Origin of the sequence: Bacillus sp. DWP3-1, from assembly GCF_049896565.1 — a bacterium.
Lineage (GTDB): Bacteria > Bacillota > Bacilli > Bacillales > Bacillaceae > Bacillus.
In genome coordinates this window covers 26,183-46,929 of record NZ_JAFCUN010000003.1, presented here as the reverse complement: position 1 = coordinate 46,929, position 20,747 = coordinate 26,183, and the positions used below count along the sequence as shown (strand labels likewise).

Annotated in this window: 21 protein-coding genes; 1 reads left to right on the top strand and 20 read right to left on the bottom strand. The window is 40.1% G+C overall.

The features are described 5' to 3' along the window. Nucleotides 1–29 precede the first annotated feature (29 nt). The 5 genes from ACP7A0_RS07905 to ACP7A0_RS07885 form a co-directional block, all read right to left on the bottom strand. The gene (locus tag ACP7A0_RS07905) at nt 30–1,295 is read right to left on the bottom strand and encodes a murein hydrolase activator EnvC family protein (RefSeq protein ID WP_034660127.1); all 1,266 of its coding nucleotides are present in this window, start codon (nt 1,293–1,295) and stop codon (nt 30–32) included. A gap of 111 nt (nt 1,296–1,406) precedes the next feature. After that, nucleotides 1,407–2,297 (bottom strand): permease-like cell division protein FtsX, encoded by an 891-nt coding sequence (gene ftsX, locus ACP7A0_RS07900; RefSeq protein ID WP_034660128.1) that lies wholly within the window; start codon nt 2,295–2,297, stop codon nt 1,407–1,409. Next, the gene (gene ftsE, locus ACP7A0_RS07895; RefSeq protein ID WP_034660129.1) at nt 2,290–2,976 is read right to left on the bottom strand and encodes a cell division ATP-binding protein FtsE; all 687 of its coding nucleotides are present in this window, start codon (nt 2,974–2,976) and stop codon (nt 2,290–2,292) included. Before ftsE ends, ftsX begins: the two co-directional genes overlap by 8 nt. 380 nt (nt 2,977–3,356) lie before the next feature. Beyond that, nucleotides 3,357–3,686 carry a cytochrome c551 gene (gene cccB, locus ACP7A0_RS07890; protein ID WP_060597381.1) on the bottom strand — a complete coding sequence of 110 codons (330 nt, stop codon included), beginning with the start codon at nt 3,684–3,686 and terminating at the stop codon, nt 3,357–3,359. A 48-nt stretch (nt 3,687–3,734) separates the two neighbouring features. Beyond that, the gene (locus tag ACP7A0_RS07885) at nt 3,735–4,583 is read right to left on the bottom strand and encodes a YitT family protein (RefSeq protein ID WP_003212797.1); all 849 of its coding nucleotides are present in this window, start codon (nt 4,581–4,583) and stop codon (nt 3,735–3,737) included. A 189-nt stretch (nt 4,584–4,772) separates the two neighbouring features. Between ACP7A0_RS07885 and ACP7A0_RS07880 the strand changes: the two genes are divergently transcribed. Continuing rightward, entirely contained in the window at nt 4,773–5,507 is a 735-nt protein-coding gene (locus tag ACP7A0_RS07880; RefSeq protein ID WP_066031686.1) for an alpha/beta family hydrolase, read from the top strand. A 16-nt stretch (nt 5,508–5,523) separates the two neighbouring features. On the opposite strand, the gene ACP7A0_RS07875 is transcribed toward ACP7A0_RS07880, so the two are convergent. The 15 genes from ACP7A0_RS07875 to flgK form a co-directional block, all read right to left on the bottom strand. Beyond that, nucleotides 5,524–7,317, bottom strand: a complete 1,794-nt coding sequence (locus ACP7A0_RS07875; RefSeq protein WP_060597382.1) for a M3 family oligoendopeptidase — start codon at nt 7,315–7,317, stop codon at nt 5,524–5,526. Nucleotides 7,318–7,441: 124 nt separating this feature from the next. Continuing rightward, nucleotides 7,442–8,543 (bottom strand): peptide chain release factor 2 gene (prfB, locus tag ACP7A0_RS07870; protein WP_106030559.1). Its coding sequence is split into 2 segments (ribosomal slippage): nt 7,442–8,470 and nt 8,472–8,543, totalling 1,101 coding nucleotides; the frame shifts between segments, so codons are not numbered across the junction. A gap of 67 nt (nt 8,544–8,610) precedes the next feature. After that, nucleotides 8,611–11,136 carry a preprotein translocase subunit SecA gene (gene secA / locus ACP7A0_RS07865; RefSeq protein ID WP_106030560.1) on the bottom strand — a complete coding sequence of 842 codons (2,526 nt, stop codon included), beginning with the start codon at nt 11,134–11,136 and terminating at the stop codon, nt 8,611–8,613. A 186-nt stretch (nt 11,137–11,322) separates the two neighbouring features. Next, nucleotides 11,323–11,886: a ribosome hibernation-promoting factor, HPF/YfiA family gene (gene hpf, locus ACP7A0_RS07860; protein WP_003213481.1), complete on the bottom strand. Its 564-nt coding sequence runs from the start codon at nt 11,884–11,886 to the stop codon at nt 11,323–11,325. 189 nt (nt 11,887–12,075) lie between these two features. Next, nucleotides 12,076–13,761, bottom strand: a complete 1,686-nt coding sequence (locus tag ACP7A0_RS07855; protein WP_106048176.1) for a methyl-accepting chemotaxis protein — start codon at nt 13,759–13,761, stop codon at nt 12,076–12,078. 32 nt (nt 13,762–13,793) lie between these two features. Continuing rightward, nucleotides 13,794–14,174, bottom strand: a complete 381-nt coding sequence (locus ACP7A0_RS07850; RefSeq protein WP_003213093.1) for a hypothetical protein — start codon at nt 14,172–14,174, stop codon at nt 13,794–13,796. Nucleotides 14,175–14,187: 13 nt separating this feature from the next. Then, a complete protein-coding gene (fliT, locus tag ACP7A0_RS07845) occupies nt 14,188–14,529 on the bottom strand; it encodes a flagella biosynthesis regulatory protein FliT (protein ID WP_106043903.1) in 342 nt (113 codons plus the stop codon). Then, a complete protein-coding gene (fliS, locus tag ACP7A0_RS07840) occupies nt 14,526–14,930 on the bottom strand; it encodes a flagellar export chaperone FliS (RefSeq protein WP_106036481.1) in 405 nt (134 codons plus the stop codon). The genes fliT and fliS overlap by 4 nt, the downstream gene beginning before the upstream one ends. Nucleotides 14,931–14,947: 17 nt before the next feature. Continuing rightward, nucleotides 14,948–16,462: a flagellar hook-associated protein 2 gene (locus ACP7A0_RS07835; protein WP_106030562.1), complete on the bottom strand. Its 1,515-nt coding sequence runs from the start codon at nt 16,460–16,462 to the stop codon at nt 14,948–14,950. A 20-nt stretch (nt 16,463–16,482) separates the two neighbouring features. Further along, nucleotides 16,483–16,824, bottom strand: a complete 342-nt coding sequence (flaG, locus tag ACP7A0_RS07830; protein WP_060597391.1) for a flagellar protein FlaG — start codon at nt 16,822–16,824, stop codon at nt 16,483–16,485. Nucleotides 16,825–16,985: 161 nt separating this feature from the next. Next, the gene (csrA, locus tag ACP7A0_RS07825) at nt 16,986–17,210 is read right to left on the bottom strand and encodes a carbon storage regulator CsrA (protein ID WP_095285728.1); all 225 of its coding nucleotides are present in this window, start codon (nt 17,208–17,210) and stop codon (nt 16,986–16,988) included. Next, complete coding sequence (gene fliW, locus ACP7A0_RS07820) at nt 17,204–17,638, bottom strand: flagellar assembly protein FliW (RefSeq protein WP_426004776.1); 435 nt, start codon at nt 17,636–17,638, stop codon at nt 17,204–17,206. Before fliW ends, csrA begins: the two co-directional genes overlap by 7 nt. A 28-nt stretch (nt 17,639–17,666) precedes the next feature. Continuing rightward, complete coding sequence (locus ACP7A0_RS07815; protein WP_034660143.1) at nt 17,667–18,245, bottom strand: DUF6470 family protein; 579 nt, start codon at nt 18,243–18,245, stop codon at nt 17,667–17,669. Nucleotides 18,246–18,293: 48 nt separating this feature from the next. Beyond that, a complete protein-coding gene (flgL, locus tag ACP7A0_RS07810) occupies nt 18,294–19,205 on the bottom strand; it encodes a flagellar hook-associated protein FlgL (protein ID WP_066031682.1) in 912 nt (303 codons plus the stop codon). 9 nt (nt 19,206–19,214) lie between these two features. After that, on the bottom strand, nt 19,215–20,735 hold the full coding sequence (flgK, locus tag ACP7A0_RS07805) for a flagellar hook-associated protein FlgK (RefSeq protein WP_060597394.1): 1,521 nt from the start codon (nt 20,733–20,735) through the stop codon (nt 19,215–19,217). Nucleotides 20,736–20,747: the final 12 nt, after the last annotated feature.

Here is a 20,747-nt window from a genome sequence, read left to right as displayed (position 1 = left end):
CCGATAACATGATGTTATCGGCTTTTTGATTAGCGGATATATTGCGCTGGATTGACTGCATTTGATTTAGCGCCATTCCATAATCCTTTATGAATTTCAAAGTGGAGATGCTGACCATGTGATTGGCCTGTATTCCCCATATATCCAAGGAATTGTCCTTGCTCGACTCTCTGCCCTGTGGACACACTTCTTGTAGACAGGTGGGCATATACCGTTTGATAGGTCTGTCCATTGATATTATGCGTAATGAATATCACATTCCCGTAGCTCGATGAGTAGCTTGAGTTCGTGACTGTTCCAGCTGCAGCTGCGACGACAGATACTGTGCCTTTTGCTGCAATATCTAAACCGTAGTGCTGTCCGCCTGAACGTCCGCCAAAGCCAGATGAGAATCGGCCAGCAGCTGGTTTAATAAAGCCGGAGCTGCTTGCTGGTGTATCAGATACTTGATCCGAGCCGCCGCTTTGAGGTGCAGGTGCACTTTTTTCAGCAGCTGCTTGTTCTGCTCTCTTCGCTTCTTCCTTTTGGCGGCGTGCTTCCTCAGACTTCACAGCCGCTTTTTGGTTCGCTAGAATTTCTTGTTCATTTTCAAGTTTGCCTAATTCATCATGGGCATGGTTCTTTTTATCTGTTACATCCCCTAAGATTTTCTCTTTTTCTTTTTGCTGTTTAGACAAATCCTTTTTCAACTCTTCTAGCTCTTTCAGAGATGTTTCAAGTCCATTTAGCTGATTATTTAGCTCTGCTTCTTTTTGCTCCACCAGCTTTAAATCATTTTCATGTTCTGTAATCATGTCTTTGTCTGCTTCGACAATGGTTGTGACAGCTCCAACACGACCGACAAAATCACTAAAGCTGCGAGCACCCAGCAGCACATCTAAATAGTTGATCGTACCGCCGCTTTTTTGCATCGAACGAATTCGATCTTTGAATATAGCTTTTCTTTTTTCAATTCGATCATTGATGACTTGAATGTCTTTTTTTAGTTTCTTGATCTCTTGCTTCGTTTGTTTGACTTCTTTTTCTTTTTCAGCGACTTTTTCAGTTGCAGCACTTACCTTGTGGTCAATCTTTTCAATTTCTTTTTTGAGCTTGGATTCTTTCTTTTCAAGCTTAGCCAGCTCTGATTTCTTTTTCTTCAAAGTGGATTCAGTCTTTGATGTTTTCTCTTCGATTTGTTGACGTTTTTGATCTAGGTCTTCGTATGCGAATGCACGATTCTCGTTCCCTGGAATGTATAGCCACGTTGTTCCAATAAACGCTGCCATTCCAGCCATCATCAGCTTTCTTTTCAAAACGATATTCCCCTCCTATGACAACTGCCTGCATAAAGAGTCGACCGGATGAATCGGTTCAACCGGTCACACCTTCTATCAAATTCTCGAGTGCTGCCATCAAAAATAGATTTATACTTTTAAGAATTTACGGATAGACGTCAAGCTTCCCCATACACCAATGATTGCACCGATCAATAGAAGGACCAGTGAAACTTGATAGACAAACGGGTTATATGGAAGCATGGAAATAAATGAGCCTTGTACTCTCGGTGCCACCCAGCCCACTGCATATTGATATGTGCCAAGCAATAGAGCGATTGGTATAATAGAACCAAATACACCAAGCAGTAATCCTTCAATAAAGAATGGCCAGCGGATAAACCAGTTCGTTGCACCTACGAGTTTCATAATCTCGATTTCTTTACGTCTAGCAAAAATCGTAATTTTGATCGTATTAGAGATCAAGAACATGGCTGTAAATAAAAGCCCAATAATGAGCGCAATACCTACATTTCGCGCCACTCCGACCACATTAAAGAGTCGGCTGACTTCTTCTTTTCCATAGGTTACTTTATACGTACCCTTTAAGTTTTCTAATTTCTTCGCTACTTTTGGTGTATCGTGTGGATCAGATGTTTTCACAATAAACGCATCGTTTAATGGGTTTTCTTGATCAACAAGTCCCATGGATTGTCCATTTTCACCAAAGCTTTTAATCAGCGCTTTTAGTTCGTCATCTTTAGATGAGTACTTCACATCACTGATTTCAGGAATCTTCTCAATTTCTGCTTTTAATTCATCCTGCTGCTTTTGATTCGCCGTTAATTCGATTAACACTTTTACTTCTACTTCTTTTTCAGCGTTCGATGCCATGTTATTCAAGTTGAGCATAATCACAAGAAAAACCCCAACTAAAATCAATGTGACAGTGACCGCACTAATTGATGCAAATGTCATCCACGTGTTTCTTCCAAGTGAACGGAAGCTCTCACGTAAATGCCGCGAGAGAGTTTTAATCATAAATGCCGTACTCCCCTCTTGCTTCGTCACGCACAATCATTCCATCTTCGATTGCGATGACACGTTTCTTCATGCTGTTTACAATTTCTTTGTTGTGTGTCGCCATGACGACTGTTGTTCCGCGGTTATTAATCTCTTCAAGTGTCTTCATGATTTCCAGAGATGTGTCTGGATCAAGGTTTCCTGTCGGCTCATCTGCAATGACAACCTCAGGACTATTCACGATCGAGCGAGCGATAGATACACGCTGCTGTTCACCGCCAGACAGCTGGTCAGGAAATTGTCGTGCTTTGTGCTTGAGCTGTACCAAATCAAGTACATCCAGCACTTTTTTCTTAATGATATGAGGCTGTTCCCCAATGACTTCAAGAGCAAATGCCACATTCTCAAACACCGTGAGGGTTGGAAGTAGTTTGAAATCTTGGAATACTACGCCAATTTCTCTTCTTACGTAAGGAATTTCTTTTTCCTTAATTGAGGCTAAATCTCTGCTATTAATTAAGATTTTCCCTTTGGTTGGCTTCTCTTCACGATACATCATTTTGATGAAAGTGGATTTACCAGCACCACTGGGACCAACAACATACACAAACTCTCCTGGGTGGATAGAGACATTGATTCCATTGATCGCCTTTACACCGTTAGGATAGATCTTGTAGACTTCCTTCATTTCAATCATGTAATCACCTAATCTTTTCTTATTGCTGACTAACAGCTTATCATGATGTTTTGACACTTATCGTCAAAAAACGTTATGTATGGTCACGCACATACCCTTCGATACGTACAAGCAATTTATGTCCTTTTCATCCAAAAAGATGAAAAAAATGAATCGTCTAAATTTCAACAACTCCAATTATACGTCATGAATCGACGCAATGGTATTACATTTATATTTCAAAACTTATAGTTAAAAGGTAAAAAGAACAATTAAAACCGATAAACATGTCTTTTTACCCTTATTTTTTTAATAAAATTTAATATAATACGTTTTCATACTATTCAAAAGTCTTTTTCTACATATAAAAACAAAAAAACCTTGTCGATTAGACAAAGGTTTTATTTTTTCCCTGCAAGCCATTTTGCCACTTCTTTTGCTTGCTTCTCATCTACCATTCCGCTTGGCATAGAGCCTTTACCATTCTGTGCAATATCTGCGATTTGGCTTTCATTATATTTCTTCCCTACTTCTTTCAGGCTTGGTCCGCCTCCACCAGATAGGTCTTTCCCATGACAGCCAATACAGTTTTGCTGATAAATTTCCTCACCACTGCTCACAGTTGAAGCACTTTTGCTGCCTTCTTTGTCACTGCTGCTTGAATTTCCTCCACAAGCCGCAAGAACAAGAAGCATCACTGCAAACAGCATCATTAATCCGCTTTTTTTCATCAATTTCCCTCCCTTACAATCATTTGGTCAACGCTATTATATCCTTGTTTACGCCCTTTTAAAACCCTCACCAAGCACCTCTTTTGCATCCATTACGATGACAAATGCTGATGCATCGATTGCTTTCACCACTTGTTTCAACTTTGTGAATTGTGACTGCCCAACGACACACATCAGAATTGGACGGTCATGGTCGGTATATCCACCGACTGCTGAGATCTTTGTGACACCACGGTCAATTTGATCAAATACTGCCTGCCTGACTTCATCCTCATGCCCTGTAATGATCATCGCCATTTTCGAATGACTGAAGCCGGCCTGTACGACATCAATCGTTTTACTTGAAATAAACACACCAATGACAGCGTACAGTCCCTCTTCAATCCCAAAAACAGTCATCGCAGCCAGGACAATTAGGCCATCCATCATCGCTAAACAGGTGCCAAGCGTGAGGCCTGTATATTTATTGATGATTTTGGCAGCGAGCGCCGTTCCACCTGTTGATCCATTTCCAAGGAACACGAGCCCTATTCCGATCCCAATCACCACTCCGCCAAAAATGGCTGCTAAGAGCGCTTCATGTGTCACAGGTGCAATATGTCTTGTGACAAACACCATCAAAGGTAAAAAAATAGAGCCAACGAGCGTTTTCACGCCAAATGTCCCGCCTAATAAATAAAAACCAGCGATAAACAGCGGAATATTGAGTCCCCATTGCACATACGCCGCCTCAAAGCCGAATGACTGCATAATCGTACTAATACCGCTCACTCCACCTGCAGCAATCTGATTCGGTAATAATAACGTATTAAATCCAATCGCCACAATGGCTGATCCGATTAAAATGAACAAGTAATTTTTCGCTTCAATCCATAATTGTGAATGTCCCTGCTTCATGTCTTTCTTCCTCCGTTACTTCTGAATGCACACCTATTTTAAGCCCTTCTAAACCGAATGTAAATAACAGCCAAATGCAGTGCTAATGGATTAATACTTTATCACACAAACGGATCAGCGTGCTTGCCGTTTGGCATAGGAGCAAATGATGGTATATTTAATATGTACATGAGAAAGAAGGGACATGCGATGAAGAAAATACTGAAGATAACAGGCATGACATTACTTGCACTGATCATCTTGGCTTTTGGTGCTTTCTATACATGGAGCCGCTTTACATACGGACCATCCGCCGCATTAAAAAAGCAAGTGAACATCGAGCAAGTGGAACATAAAAACGATGTGTATACATTTGCATCAGCAAAAAGCGATACTGGTATTATTCTCTATCCCGGGGCAAAGGTGGAACCAATTGCGTATACCTATATTGGGAATGAACTGATGAAAAAAGGTTATTCTGTCTTTATCCCTGACATGCCATTTTCGTTTGCGATTTTTAATACAAACAAAGCACACGATATTATGAAAGTTCATCAAACGATCAAACACTGGTATATTGGCGGTCATTCACTAGGCGGAACAGCTGCCGCTATGTTTGCAGAAAAAAACCAGCGCAAGCTCGACGGTCTCTTTTTCTTTGCGTCTTATCCAGCATCAGATAACTTGAAATCATCGTCCTTGAACGTACTCTCTATATCAGGTGAAAAGGATGGGCTTGCGACACAAGAGAAAATCAAGAAATCGAAAACAAATCTGCCGTCTCAAACCGTTTACCATGAAATAAAAGGCGGGAACCATGCTCAGTTTGGCATGTACGGCAAACAAAAAGGTGATCAGCCTGCGGACATTCCAGCCCTCACGCAGCAAAAGGATATCATTCAGACCATGCTTGAATGGCTAAAACCAGCAAAAAAGCTCCCGTAATAGGAGCTTTTCATTTTTACTTTTTCGTCGCTTCTAAAAACTCTTCAGCGTCTGCTACAGCTAAACCAATGGCTTCCTCCCAAAAGGCTTTTTGGGTAAGATCGACGCCTAAATGCTTATGAGCCAAATCTTCTACTGTCATTGAAGCTGTATCCTTTAGTAATGCAATGTACTTCTCTTCAAACGAAGTACCAGCCCGCAAGGCTTTTGCATAAATCCCTAGTGAGAACATGTAGCCAAATGTGTATGGGAAATTATAAAACGGTACACCTGTGATATGGAAATGCAGCTTAGACGCCCAGAAATGTGGATGGTATTCATCTAAAGAGTCACCGAAGGCTTCCTTCTGCGCTTCTACCATCAGCTCATTCAACCGATCCGCCGGCACTTCTCCTTGTTTACGCTCTTCATAAAAACGCTGTTCAAATAAGAAACGAGATTGAATGTTCATGAAAAATGCTACACTCCGCTGAAGCTTATCCTCTAACAAACTGAGACGCTCCTCTTCATTTGCCGCTTCTTTTAATGAAGCATCAGCCACAATCATTTCTGCAAATGTCGACGCCGTTTCAGCTACATTCATCGCATATTTGCGATTAAGAATGCGAACATCCTGCATCACTTCCTGATGGAACGAATGACCAAGCTCATGCGCGAGTGTCGCCACATTGGATGGACTTCCTGAGAAGGTCATAAAAATGCGTGACTCCCCGCTGTCAGGAAAATTTGTACAAAAACCGCCTACTCGTTTGTTTGGACGATCCTCAGCTTCTACCCAGCGTTCATTAAAGGCTTTTTCTGTAAAGGCAGCAAGCTCTTTTCCAAATCCAGCGAAATGTTTCACAATAAAAGCAGCTGCTTCTTGATAGGGATAGATCTTGGTTTCACTGCCAATAGGAGCCCCAACATCAAACCAGCTTAGCTTATCCACTCCAAGCATGTCAGCCTTTCGATGTAAGTAATCAATGAATGGCTGCTTATGTTCATCAATCACAGACCACATTGCATCAAGGGTTTCTTGTTTCATCCGGCAAATATCAAGCGGCTCTTTTAAAATATGATCCCAGCCTCTTGCTTCATATACTTGTAAACGGAAACCTGCCAGATGATTAAGCGTGCTTGCAAATAGATGTTCATCCTGTGTCCATGCGTGCTCTAAGTTATGATATACGGCCTTTCTGACTTCACGATCTGAATCATCCATCGCATTTTCCGCTTGGCCGACAGAGATCATCTGCGTTTCACCATCTTGTTCAAATGGAATCATAATCTTATTCACCAAGCTAGAATAAAGCTCATCCCACGCATGGTAGCCATCTACGGCTAGCTTTTGAATCAACGTTTCTTGTTCAACAGGCAATTGATCCTTCACGCGCTCTCTGCGTTCATTTAATATGTAGCGTACATCTGAAAAGGCCTCTGAATTCAAGAGATCTTCCCATTTTCCAGGAGAGATGGCAGCAAGCGCTTGATCAAACAGCGCAAGAATGGTACCTAAATCAGCTTCAAGCTTGGCTATCGTACCTCGAAGACTGCCAGCCTTCATATCCTTTGTATTTTGAGATTGAAGACAGGATACAAATGAACCTGCTTGAGACAGTTTTTTATATGTGGTTTCATACGTGTCAAGGACAGACGTTAACCTGCTTTCAATGTGTGTATCTTCTTTTGAAAAGGCATCGACCTTTTGTCTTAATTCATCTAATAGCTGCTGAATGTGTTGCAGGTATGTTTTAAATTCTGGTGAAGAACTGCCTCCTTTAAAAAAGGCATCTAAATCCCACGTCTCTTGTAATGGTGTTAATCCCAAAATATTTCCCCCTTTATTTGCTAATTTCATCATACAAAGGATATAGAGTCAGTATGGCATATGTATTCCTTTATATTCATTATATTTTCTCACAATTAAAAAAACCCAGCAAGAAGCCGAGTTTTTATGATAATTTCGAACGTAAGTAAGCATCGATAAATGAATCTAAATCTCCATCCATGACCGCTTGAACATTTCCCATCTCCGTATTGGTTCGATGGTCTTTCACAAGAGAATACGGATGGAATACATAAGAGCGAATTTGGCTTCCCCAGCCAATTTCTTTCTGCTCTCCTCTAATTTCATCCAATTCAGCCTGCTGTTCTTCGATCCGTCTTTGATAAAGTTTCGATTTCAGCATTTTCATCGCACGTTCTCTGTTTTTGATTTGTGACCTTTCTGTTTGGCATGTGACCACAACATTGGTTGGTATGTGTGTGATACGAACGGCAGAGTCAGTCGTATTGACATGCTGTCCACCTGCGCCGCTTGCACGATACGTATCTACCTTGATATCTTCTGTCCGAATATCAATATCAATTTCTTCATTGAACTCTGGCATGACATCACAGGAAACGAAGGACGTATGCCTGCGGCCAGATGAATCAAAAGGAGAAATACGAACCAAACGATGGACACCTTTTTCTGCTTTTAAGTACCCGTATGCGTTATGCCCTTTGATGAGCAATGTCACAGATTTAATTCCTGCTTCATCACCAGGAAGATAATCAAGCGTTTCTACCTTAAAGCCTCTGCGCTCTGCCCAGCGAGTATACATTCTCAGAAGCATAGAACCCCAGTCCTGTGATTCAGTACCGCCTGCACCAGGGTGAAGCTCAAGAATGGCATTGTTTTTATCATATGGTTCACTTAAGAGAAGCTGCAACTCAAACTCGTTAAACTGCTTGGTTAAGTTCTTCAGCTCTTTTTCAAGCTCTGCATGAAGCTCCTCGTCATAATCTTCCTTTAATAGGTCATGTGTCATTTGCAGCTCTTCATGAGATTCACTGAGCTCATGGTATGCATTCACATTATCCTTTAGTGCATTGGCTTCATTGATGACGCCTTGTGCCTTTTGCTGATCATTCCAAAAATCAGCTTCTGACATTGTCGCTTCGAGTTCTGCAATTTTGGCTTCTTTTGTTTCGAGGTCAAAGAGACCCCCTAAAATCAGCTAGCCTGCTAGCCATATTTTCAAGCTCTTGTCTAATTTCTACTAATTCCATATCCTTCACCTCATAGATGTATGGGGGCTGACATGAATAGAAAGAGGTTTTCACCTCTTTCCATTACTTATTCTGTCTTCCCATGACAATTTTTATATTTCTTGCCGCTTCCGCAGTGACATGGTGAGTTTCGCCCAATGTCTACGACTTTACGTACCGGCTTCTTTTTCACTGTCTTCTCCTCATCACCCTCTTGAGGCTGATGAGCAGTTGTTTGGCCTTGAACGACTTCTTCACGTTCTAGGTTGTTTTGAATTTCTGATTTTAAGACATATTTGGCTACATCATCTTCGATTGAAGCAACCATATGCTCAAACATCGCAAATCCTTCCATTTGATACTCACGAAGCGGATTTGTTTGTGCATACGCGCGTAAATGAATCCCTTGACGCAGCTGATCCATTGCATCGATATGATCCATCCACTTTGAATCCACCGCACGAAGAACGATGACTTTTTCAAATTCTCGCATTTGTTCATCGCCATATGTTTCTTCTTTCGCATCGTATTTTTCTTTAATACGATCCATGATGAAGGAGGTGATTTCATCTGCTTCTTTGCCATAAATATCTTTGACCGAAATAGCTCCTTCATCTAAATAGTTCGTGTTGATTAATTCAACAAGCCCATCTAGTTTCCATTCTTCAGGAAGCTCTTCTTTCGGCGTATAAGAACCAACAGCCCGCTCAATTGAAGATTGCATCATATTGATGACAATCGATTTTAAGTTATCAGAATCGATGACTTCAAAGCGCTGTTTGTAAATCACTTCACGCTGCTGACGAAGTACATCGTCATATTGCAGAAGCTGTTTACGGGAATCAAAGTTGTTCCCCTCGACGCGTTTTTGAGATGATTCAACGGCTTTAGACACCATTTTACTTTGGATAGGTGTAGAGTCATCCATGCCAAAGCGGTCAAGCATCGCCATCGTGCGCTCTGCACCAAATCGGCGCATCAATTCATCTTCCATGGAGAGATAGAATTGAGTAATCCCTGGGTCTCCTTGACGACCAGAACGTCCGCGAAGCTGGTTATCAATACGTCGTGATTCATGACGCTCTGTCCCAATCACAGCTAGACCGCCAAGCTCTTTGACGCCTTCGCCAAGCTTGATGTCCGTACCACGACCTGCCATGTTTGTCGCAATGGTGACGGCACCTTTTTGACCAGCCTCTTCAATAATTTGTGCCTCACGCTCATGGTTTTTCGCATTTAACACTTGATGAGGAATCCCTTTATTTTTAAGCAGCTTAGAAATAAGCTCAGATGTCTCAACCGCTACTGTTCCGACAAGAACTGGCTGCCCTGTCATATAGCGCTGCGCAACATCCTCAGCCACTGCTTTAAATTTACCTTCCATTGTGCGGTAAATTAAATCAGGTCTGTCATCACGAACCACTGGTTGATTGGTCGGAATTGTCACAACCTGCATGTTGTAAATGTTACGGAATTCTTCTTCTTCCGTTTTCGCTGTACCAGTCATACCAGATAGCTTTTCATACATACGGAAGTAGTTCTGGAACGTAATCGTTGCAAGGGTCATACTTTCGTTCTGCACTTCGAGACCTTCTTTTGCCTCAATAGCTTGATGCAGACCTTCACTATAACGGCGTCCTTTCATTAAACGTCCTGTAAAAGAGTCAACAATAACGACTTGGCCTTCTTCAACGACATAATCTACATCTTTTTGCATCGCAACATGTGCCTTCAGCGCCTGAGCGATGTGATGGTTCAGCGCAACATGCTTAACATCAAATAAGTTCTCGATGCCGAATGCTTTTTCCGCCTTCGTCATTCCGCTTTCTGTCAGCTGTACACTTTTTGTTTTAATATCATATGTGAAATCATCTTCTATTTTTAATGTACGAACAAATGCATTGGCTTGTACGTAAAGCTTTGTAGATTTCGCAGCTTGTCCAGAAATGATAAGAGGTGTTCTCGCTTCATCAATTAAGATGGAGTCAACCTCATCGATCACGGCATAATGAAGCGGTCTTTGAACCATTTGCTCTTTGTAAAGCACCATGTTATCTCGTAAATAGTCAAAGCCCAGTTCATTGTTTGTTGAATACGTGATATCAGCGGCATACGCTTCTCTTTTTTCATCTTTGTCTAAGCTGTTTAAGTTTAAGCCAACCGTTAAGCCAAGAAATTCAAAAATCTTGCCCATTTCCTCTGCATCACGGCTTGCCAAATATTCGTTGACTGTCACAATGTGGACGCCTTTTCCAGAAAGAGCATTTAAATAAACAGGCATTGTTGATGTCAACGTTTTACCTTCACCTGTTTTCATCTCAGAGATGTTGCCTTCATGAAGCGCGATCCCCCCCATGAGCTGCACCTTAAACGGGTACATTCCTGTCACGCGGCGTGATGCCTCGCGAACCGTTGCAAATGCTTCAACCAACAGGTCATCCACGGATTGTCCTTTTTCAAGTTTTTCTTTAAATTCAATCGTTTTATTTCGTAAAGCCTCGTCAGATAATTTCTCGAAATCTTGTGCGAGAGCTTCGATTTCATTTGCTTTTTTTTCATATTTGCTGATCGTACGTTTCGTAGGATCAAACACTTTGTTTAAGATTCCAAGCATATAATAACGCTCCTCTATTTCATGCAATTTTTCGGCATGTCCAAAAGATTGACAGGTCCATATTTACCTGCATTTATCATACCATACCTTCCTTCATTTCCAAAGAATTTGCAATGATTTCGCACAAAAAACCCGCCCCTTATGAAGGGAACGGGTTTACTTTTTTTAGGTTGTTTTTAGATCAGATTAAGCGTTTGGCTCAATGAGTCCATATTTGCCATCATTTCGGCGATAGACCACATTGGTCAAATTTGTCTCAGCATTTGTGAAGACGAAGAAACTATGACCTAACATGTTCATTTGAAGAATGGCCTCTTCGCTATCCATCGGTTTTAAATTGAATCGTTTTTGTCTGACGATTTCTGTTTCATCAATTTCTTCGTCATCTTGAACAGCTACATCAGCCGTCCCATTTCCTCCAGCAAATAAGTGTTTTTTGGCACCTTGCTCGCGGAATTTACGGTTTACTTTTGTTTTGTGTTTTCGAATTTGACGTTCTAATTTACTGGCTGCTAGGTCTACTGCATTGTACATATCTTCATTATGCACCTCAGCTCGAAGTGCTAGATCAGTCATTGGAATGGTAACCTCAACTTTAGATTCTTGATCATTGTAAAACTTCAAGTTCACGTTGACTGAAGCATCTACGTCTGTTTCAAAATAACGCTCCAGCTTTCCAATTTTTTTCTCGACATGATCTCTTAGTGCAGGTGTTACGTCGATGTTTTCTCCTCTGACATTGTAATTCATGTAAAGAACGCCTCCTTTAAAATTAAGGATATGTAAACCTATTTCTACTTTTCCCTCCTTTTCTCCTGCTCAAACGTAAAAAAAATGTGAATATTCATTGAAATTTGTCGAATTTTGCGGTGCTTCAACTGTTGCTTGATAGGTGATGAATATATATTCGGCTCATTCTTGAAAAAGACCAGCTCACGTTTAAATCGTGAAAGATGAAATGGATGTTTTCAGCGAATGAGATAAGGTTTTTAAATCTTCCGCCGCTGCTTTCATCTCTTCATTTGCCGCCAATGATTCTTCAACAGCAGCAGACATGTACTCCGTCTCTTCTGAATTGCGTTTGGCTCCTTCTTCAATGACCCCAACCGTCTGAGATATTTCCTCTGTACTAGCTGAAATTTGCTCTGCAGTGGCTGAAAGCTCCTCTGCTTTCATCGAAATATCACGAATAGATTCCAGGATTTCATGAAAACTCTGTTCAGACAATTGCGATACTTTCACACCTTCTGCTACATCCTGCTCAACCTTTGTCATCGAGTGTGATGATTTTTCAGTATCTTTGTTCACGTTCGCGAGTAATTGACTAATTTGATCTGTCAGCTGACTAGATTCTTCCGCCAGTTTCCTCACTTCATCTGCTACAACCGCAAAGCCTCTTCCATGTTCTCCTGCTCTTGCCGCTTCAATAGCAGCATTTAAAGCAAGCAAATTCGTTTGGTCAGCAATGGCATGGATATGACCTAACAAATCTTCAATGCCAGTAAACTGGGTTTGTACATGAGCCATTGTGGAATGGTGTTCATTCACAGACGCTTTTATAGAGTTCATTTGTTTTACAAATTGCTGAATAAGTGCTGCACCCTCTTCAGCCTTTTCAGTCACTGAAATTGAGTGACCCGAAACATCGGATGTATGTTCAGCTGCATTTTGCATACCAGTCGAGACTTCTTGAATCGCAGAAGCTACTTTTCCGACCGCGTCTGATTGTTCACGTGAAGCTTCACCGACCTGTTCAATCGAACTAGACGTCTGCTCACTTGCCGATATTGTTTGATGAATGGTTTCCTCAAACTGAGCAGCAGAATCAGCTAATTGTCTTGATCCATTTTGCACCTGTAAAATGAGTTGACGTAAATGAGTCGTCATTTGATTAAAAGCGGTACCGAGTTGGCCAATCTCATTTTTAGAGGTCACTTCAATCTCTTCAAGTGTAAGATCACCATCTGCCATCCTTCTCGCGGCATTTGTGACAGAAACAATCGGCTTTGTCATACGATAAACGAATCTTGTCCCAATCACCAAAAAGCCAACAATAATGACCGCACTAACTAGAATGAGTGTGAATAGTAATTGGTTACTGTCTTGATTGAGCTGATTGATTTTCTGGTCACGTTGCTTCAACTGGGTTTGAGCAAATTCTTTTGTAAAGGTATGTATTTCTTGTTCGATAGGCTGTAATTCTTGACTGAGGCGGGTGTTGAATTCTTTTTGATTTTGCATATTCAATGAATTAAATAGTCGGTTCGTTGAGGTGTAGTAAAGATAATTTTTTTCTGAGATTTGATCTAATAGATTTTTTGCTTGTTTGACAGCGCTCATTTTTGAAGCTTCAGTTGTTTTCTTATTAATCTCTTCATATGTTTGCTCAATTTTCTGTAAATTTTCAGCATCTTGCACGACAACATAGGTTTTGATTTGCGCTTCCTGCTTTTGCAAAAGCGCCTCTAATTCCAGTGAGGTCTGATAAAGCTTCACTTCTTTGCTGAGAAGCGTCTTGTAGGATTGATCTGTTTTGTAATAGATAAAGCTTGAGAACCCTAAAATACTGACAAACAATACACATATGACAATAAGCCCAAACAAAAATTGATTTTTTAGTCTCATAATTTCCTCCGAAAGTCTGAATTGAACAAAAATTAATGAATGACATACGGCCTCATACAGGCATGTATTTCATCCATCCACTTTCTATATTCAGGTATAAAATATGCTTTAAGGAATGATTGGAAGTGTATTGAAGGGAATGTATAGAAAGCTAGTATATCAAAACTTAAAAAAATTTGATCAAACGAACGAATCGTTTTGGCAAAGTGCTCATTTTCTATAATTGAAAGCAGAAGGGGATGTGTTGTCTCTAAATGAAAGAAGGCATGGATCAGATCATTAAAGATCCGATCCCCTTCTGTTTTAGCAAAATCCTTCTCAATTTCATCTAAATATTTTAGACTCTCTTCTATCGTAAATAGAAGTTCATAATATGTGGTTAATAAAATATAGTCATCTGAACGATACGCCACAGGTCTCACCTAATTATTTCCGTTTATCGTAATATACGCCGTCACTCGTCATAGGCTGGTATGGATTTTGATAATTCAGCTGTTTTGTTTTCTTTCTTTGAATGGCTTGAATATCTGCTTTGATCCCATTTTGGATCACAGTTAATTGCTTCGCCATCTGTTGATCTGTTTGGATGATTTCTTTGATTTTCTCTTTTTCTTGATCTGTCAGCTCATGCTGAATATCTCTCATTAATTCGTCTCTCTCAATCAAAAAGGCATCAAAGTCTTCAACCAAGGTGTCACTTTGCGGATTTGCCGCTATTTCGGCTGCCATTTTTAATGTTTGGTCATGCAGCTGGTCCACAATACTCATAGAGATCCCCCGATAGAGTGATGGCGCCCTTTTCGATCGGTTTGAATAACTTCCTTCCATGCATCACGAAAATCAGTTACGTATTGCTCTACTTCATTCAACATCTCTTCGTCATTTTGAAGATTGGCTTCAATCAGTCTGCGATAAATGTAATCATACATACTTGCCATACTCTTTGATACGTCATAAGATCGATTTAAGGTGACATTTAATTCTTGAATGATGTTTTGAGCCTTTTTCAGGTTCACATTTCTCGTTTCTGCATCCTCTTTTTGAATGGCATACTTCGCTAGTCTAATGAACTTTAAGCAGCCTTCATAAAGCATAAGCGTCAACTCAGCAGGTGTTGCAGTCTCAATAGAATTTTTCTGATAGGCGGCATAAGGGTTCTTTATTGCCATATGTTATAAACCTCCAATTATTGTCCAAGCAGTTGAGAAAGATAGCCAGATTGGTTGTTTAGCTTTTGAATCGCGCTATCCATGGCGCTAAACTTTTTGTAGTAGCGGGTTTCAACCATTTTTAAACGATCTTGGAATGTATCCATTCGTTTTGTTAAAGAATCAAGGTCCTTACCAAGTCCGTATTCCTTTAATTGCATTGTTGTGCTGCCAGCTTTAGTTTGAATGCTCTTCGTGAAGGCTGATAAGGAATTTTTGATACGATGAATGATTCCTTGTTCTTGATATTGCTGCTGCGCTTTATCTTTATCTTTTGAATCCACATTTAGCGAACCTGACATAAATATTTGACTGATCTTCTGTGGGTCTTCTTCAATGGCTTTTCTTAGTTTCGGTTCATCAATGACAAGCTTTCCGCCATCTTTATATTTATCTGAAGTGGTAATTCCGATTTGTGTCATGTGAATTCTATTCCCATCACTTGTCGTAATATCAGCATAAAAATCACTTCTTATTTTAGAGGCACCACCTCGTAAAATGGAATCACTTCTCAGCAAGCCAGACTTCGCTGTCGTTTCCCATAGCTCCACTTCTTTGTCAGACATTGCTTTTTTCTCTTCAGCTGTTAAAGGATGATAGTCCCTATTTCTTTTTTCATTGACTTTGCCATTGACCTGCTCAACAAGTTCATTGTATTTATCAACAAATTGTTTAATTTTATCAAAGATTGTATCGACATCTGTTGAAACGTTTAAGCTGACAGGCTTATCGGTTGTCCCTTTAAGCTCGTACGTAATACCAGCCTGCTCAAATGTATTGTTGTTATTTTCCATTTTCAGACCATTAATCTCGTATTGTGCTTTTTGCCCTTGAGTGGTCGCAACTAATTTGTTATCTCCATCCACTTGGAAGCCTAATTGAGTGAAGAATGAAGCTGAATTACCATCAGCTGCTTTAATACTGACACCTTCTCCCGTTGTCCGTGAAGTGAGAGCGACCGTATCGACATAGTTTGATCCGTCAAAGATCTGTCCTTTGTAAGCCGTCACACCTAATTGCGAGTTGTTCAGCTTTTTCACGATGTCATCAATTGTATCGGTATCAGAAGTATTGATCGTCACCGTTTTCGGTTTTGTCGAATCTGGTGTCGTCACTTCGAATGTAAACGTGCCATTTGTTGGTGTAAATCCAGATGTACCAGATGATCTGAAGACGGAAGCTGTCGCTAATTGGGTGACATTGATTGAGCCAGAGGTAGCATTAGTTGAGCCAGTTGCTGTGACAGCAGATTCATTTGAGCTTGTCACCTTTTTTGCGCCATATGTACTTGGACGCGTTAAGTTTAAACTGTTGATCAAATCATCTAATTCTTTGACTTTCGAGTTCACCTCGCGATAGCTGTCTCTTTGCCATTCAAGTGTTTGTTTCTGGCGTGTCATTTTATCAAGTGGTGCTTGCTCAGTTTTCATTAGCTTTGATACGATTTCATCAATATCAAACACATTTGAAAATCCAGTAATTCGATTGACCATTTTTTATGTTCTCCCTTCACTTACATTCTTTTATCTACAAATAAACCGACAATTTCTGTCATTGCCGCATAGAAATCAAGCCATTCCTTGGAAGGAATTTCTCTAATGACTTCTTCTGTTTGGTTATCTACGACTTTGACATAATATTCATTGAGTTTTTCATGTAATTCAAATTGCAGATGAAATTGAGTGGGCTCAATGAGCTTGTTTGCTCCTTGAAGCGTTTTTTCAATTTCTTCTTTTGAAACGACCTTGCCATTTGCTTGTAAATCAGAGTTTACATTGTCATTCTGGTTATTAGAAACACGGGTTTGAAATGCATCGATAATTGGCTCTAGCGATGTCAACTTACCAACAGACATAGTTATTCAGCTCCTGTGCTTTAATCTATCTTTTATATCGGCTTTGAATTTTCAAATTAAATATAGATGGACAGATTTGTTAAAGTTTCATATAGATTATAAACACACACATCGAAACGCTTTCATACGGAGAAGGACAACTGAATTAGATAAAAAAATCCTCACTTTTTTTGTGAGGATAATTGAGTGAGGAGATCTACGGATAAACTCGCAGCACGACTGTTCTCTTCTTGAATAGACAGGTACACTTCTTTCCTGTGAATATCAATGTGCTTAGGAGCTTCAATCCCGATTTTCACTTGATCTCCTTCGATTGAAATAATCTTGACTTCAATATCATCGCCAATTTGAATCGACTGGTTTAATTTACGCGAGAGAACTAACATGAGGATGCCACCTCTAACAAATGTTTTGTATGATAGGCTGAATCATGCAAAATCACCTGCTTGGCTTTCATGTTTTTCCGGTTCACAATAATAGGCGCTCTTAAATTGGCTGTCGTTTTTTCAATAGAAGATTCCATTGTTAAGATCACCATGACTTCCACATCATTGGCATCTTCTACTTCTAGAATATCTACGACCGTTTCGTCTAGATCGAATTCATATTGATTGAAAAATAAAAACGGACTGCTGACAATAAAGCCTAACTCTGCGTTTTTCAATGATTGAAGAACTAAAAATGGAGACTCTTCTGATAAAGGTAAAATGACAAACTGTTTTTGATCCAGAAATCCTGGTATTCCATTAGAGAAGTTGATGATTTGCTCCTCTTTGATTGTCATTTCACCATGATATTTTGTTTGAATGATCATAATTCACGACCTTTTTCATTTTTCTTAACTATACCTTATCACCATTTTGGCCCGTTTCGTCAACTTCTATTTTTAAATCTGGGTATTGTAACATATCAATATTGACCTTACCTGGCTGGTAGTTAACGATTGGTTTATGAGGCGTTGCCTCTATAATAGCTTTTTGAGGCTCCACATCAATTTGAAGCTCAGATGGCTGATAGTGAATTTTGACACTAAAGAATGAAGGGATCACACCAATGGTGAATTGTTTGGCTGGAGGGGTGCCATTGATTTTGGCAAACTCGGCAATTGCATTCCCACCATTCTCGATCTTGATGAGTTCACTGCCTTCTTCCGCTCTTCGGCCCATTCCCTCTCCAACAGCACGTTTCCCCTCAGCTGCCCATTCCTCAGATCGTCTAAAAATCGACTTGATATCCATATCGGCAAATGCTTCGGTTTGATCTATTGTTAATTTTGACGGTGTCCTTGTCATATTCATGACGGCTCTGGGCTGCTGAATCTCAAGGTCTGCTCTTGGCTGCTCTACTTCTTGCCGAGAAGGAGTTGTCGACATTTGCAGCTTTGCATAGGTTTGTTGCATTAACAATCTAGGGATTTGCATATAGGTACACCTCCATGATGCAAAAAAGCACCCAACGGATGCTTTTTATTATCTTAAGAAATCGACAAGGGATGGCTGAATAACTTTAGCCGTCGTTGCTAAAGCAGCTCTATTCACAACCTCTTGTTGAAGAAGATCAATAATTGCTTTTTCACTTTCTACATCTTCATTATCTGATTTGGCATTTTTCAGTACTTCGAATTGTGAAGTCAAGCGACTGCCTACTAAGTCAACACGATTTGAACGGGCTCCTAGGTCCGAGCGCTCAGCACTCATCACTTCTTTAAACTGATCGATACTTCCTAACGCATCATCAGAATTTGCGAACGTTCCATTTTTCAATGAATTTTCTAAATCCGTCAGCATTTCAATGACATTTTGACCGCTGGCAGACTGTCCACCAAACGCTGAAATTGGATTTGAGTTCACATTTAAAGTGATACCATCAGAAATGTTCGACTTAACGGCATTTGCATCTGTATAGTTTTCAAAGTTAAACGTAAACGTACCATCTGCGTTCTCGACAACTGGTTTGACATTTGTATTCGTTCCATTAAATACGAATTTACCTAACATCTGAGTGTTCATTGCGTCAATGATTTGTTTCTTCATCTGGCCAATTTCCACTCCGATAGCTGCTAAATCTTCTGGCTGCTTTGTTCCGTTAGCCGCATCAAGCACTTTATCTCGTACATTTGACATAATATCAATGATTTCAGTGACACTTGTTTCAGATGTATCAATCCAGTTTTGTGCTTCATTTAAGTTTTTTTGATATTGTTCATTTCGAAACATTGCTGTGCTATATTGAAGGCTTTTTACTGCTGCAACGGGATCATCAGACGTTTTTGTGAAACGTCTCCCTGTTTGTGCTTGCTCATTTATTTTAGAAAGTTTTTCATAACTTTTACTAATATTACGAAGTGAGTTTTGAGAAATCATACCTTGTGTGACTCGCATCAGCTATACCTACCTTCCTACGACACCCATGCCGTTTATTACTTTATCCAATATTTCATCTTGTAATGTCACAACTCTCGCAGCTGCATTATATGCATGCTGAAATTGGATCATATTCGTCATTTCTTCATCAATGGAAACAGCACTCGTCGACATTCTACGTTCATTGGCTGAATTGACAAGAGCGGCTGAACTGCTTTCTAGCGTCATGTTCTTTTTCCCTTGAATCCCCATCTCAGCAATGACATTTTGGTAGTAATCCTGGATCGTCGTTGTATTGCCGCCGATTGGTAACTTTAAGTCTTGTATATTTGCTAATTTTGTAGCATTCGAACCGTCACCTTTTGTTTGATTGAGAGATGCTGCAATATTATCTGTTGATGCTAAAATGACATCACTCACTTTGATACGAGCTGCTAAGCCTTTATTCAATTCATTGTTATTCTCAATATCAAAGAAGTCTTGTCCACTTGTGCCATTTAACGTGTACCCCTGCTTATGCACATCGTTAAATGTATCCATAAATACTTGTGCTACTTCATCCAGCTCTGCAAGCATATCCGGATACATGCCTTTTTCAGCACCATTTGACATGTAACCATAAGCCTCAACAAGTGCTTTTACTTTACCATTCACTTGAAGCTGATCTGCTGCAATGGTTGTTGTTCCGAATTGAAGTGAGTTAACAAGTCCCGTTGTGTTATCATAGGAGATTTGCAGTTCAGATTTTTCGCTCGTAATGCCATTCAAAATCGTTCCAGCAGATTGTCCATTTGCACCGATAATGTCGATGTTGACAGTTCCTTCAGCAATTTTGAGTGCATTCCCGCCAGATGGATTATAGCTCACTTTAATATCAACAAGTGAGGATAATTGATCTACCAACGCATCACGCGTATCATATAGATCATTTGGAAGATACCCGTTTGGTTCAACTGCTGCAATTTGTTTGTTCACTTCATCTATTTGAGATAAAATCGTGTTCACATTTTTGGCTGTTGAATCGAGTTCTGTTTTTAAATTCTTTTGTATCGTTGTTAAAGACGAATTAAGTAGACGGAATTGATCTACTAAAGCCTGTGCACTTGTTTTAACAACTGTACGCGCAGACGCTGTATCGGCATTTTTTGTTTCGGATAGGACCTGTAATGATTTCCAAAGGTTATCAAAAGCTCTGTTTAAGCCTTCATCCGTCAAATCATTCATAACTCCCTCCATTTGCGAAAGGGCATCAGATTTTGTTGAGTAGTAAGACAAGTTATTGTTATGATCTCTGAATTGCAGATCTAAAAAGCTGTCTCGAATTCTTTCAACGGTTCCAACTTGAACTCCTGTCCCCATTTGGCCATACGTCTTGCCGTCATAAACTGAAATGACTGGATAAGGATTATCTGCTTTAAAGGTAACTCTTTGTCTTGAGTAGCCATCTGTATTTGCATTGGAGACGTTGTTTGATGTGACATAAAGCCCTGCACGCTGGGCTGTGATTCCTCTTTTTGCCGTTTCTAGACCCATGAATGTAGAACCCATTGGTATCCTCCT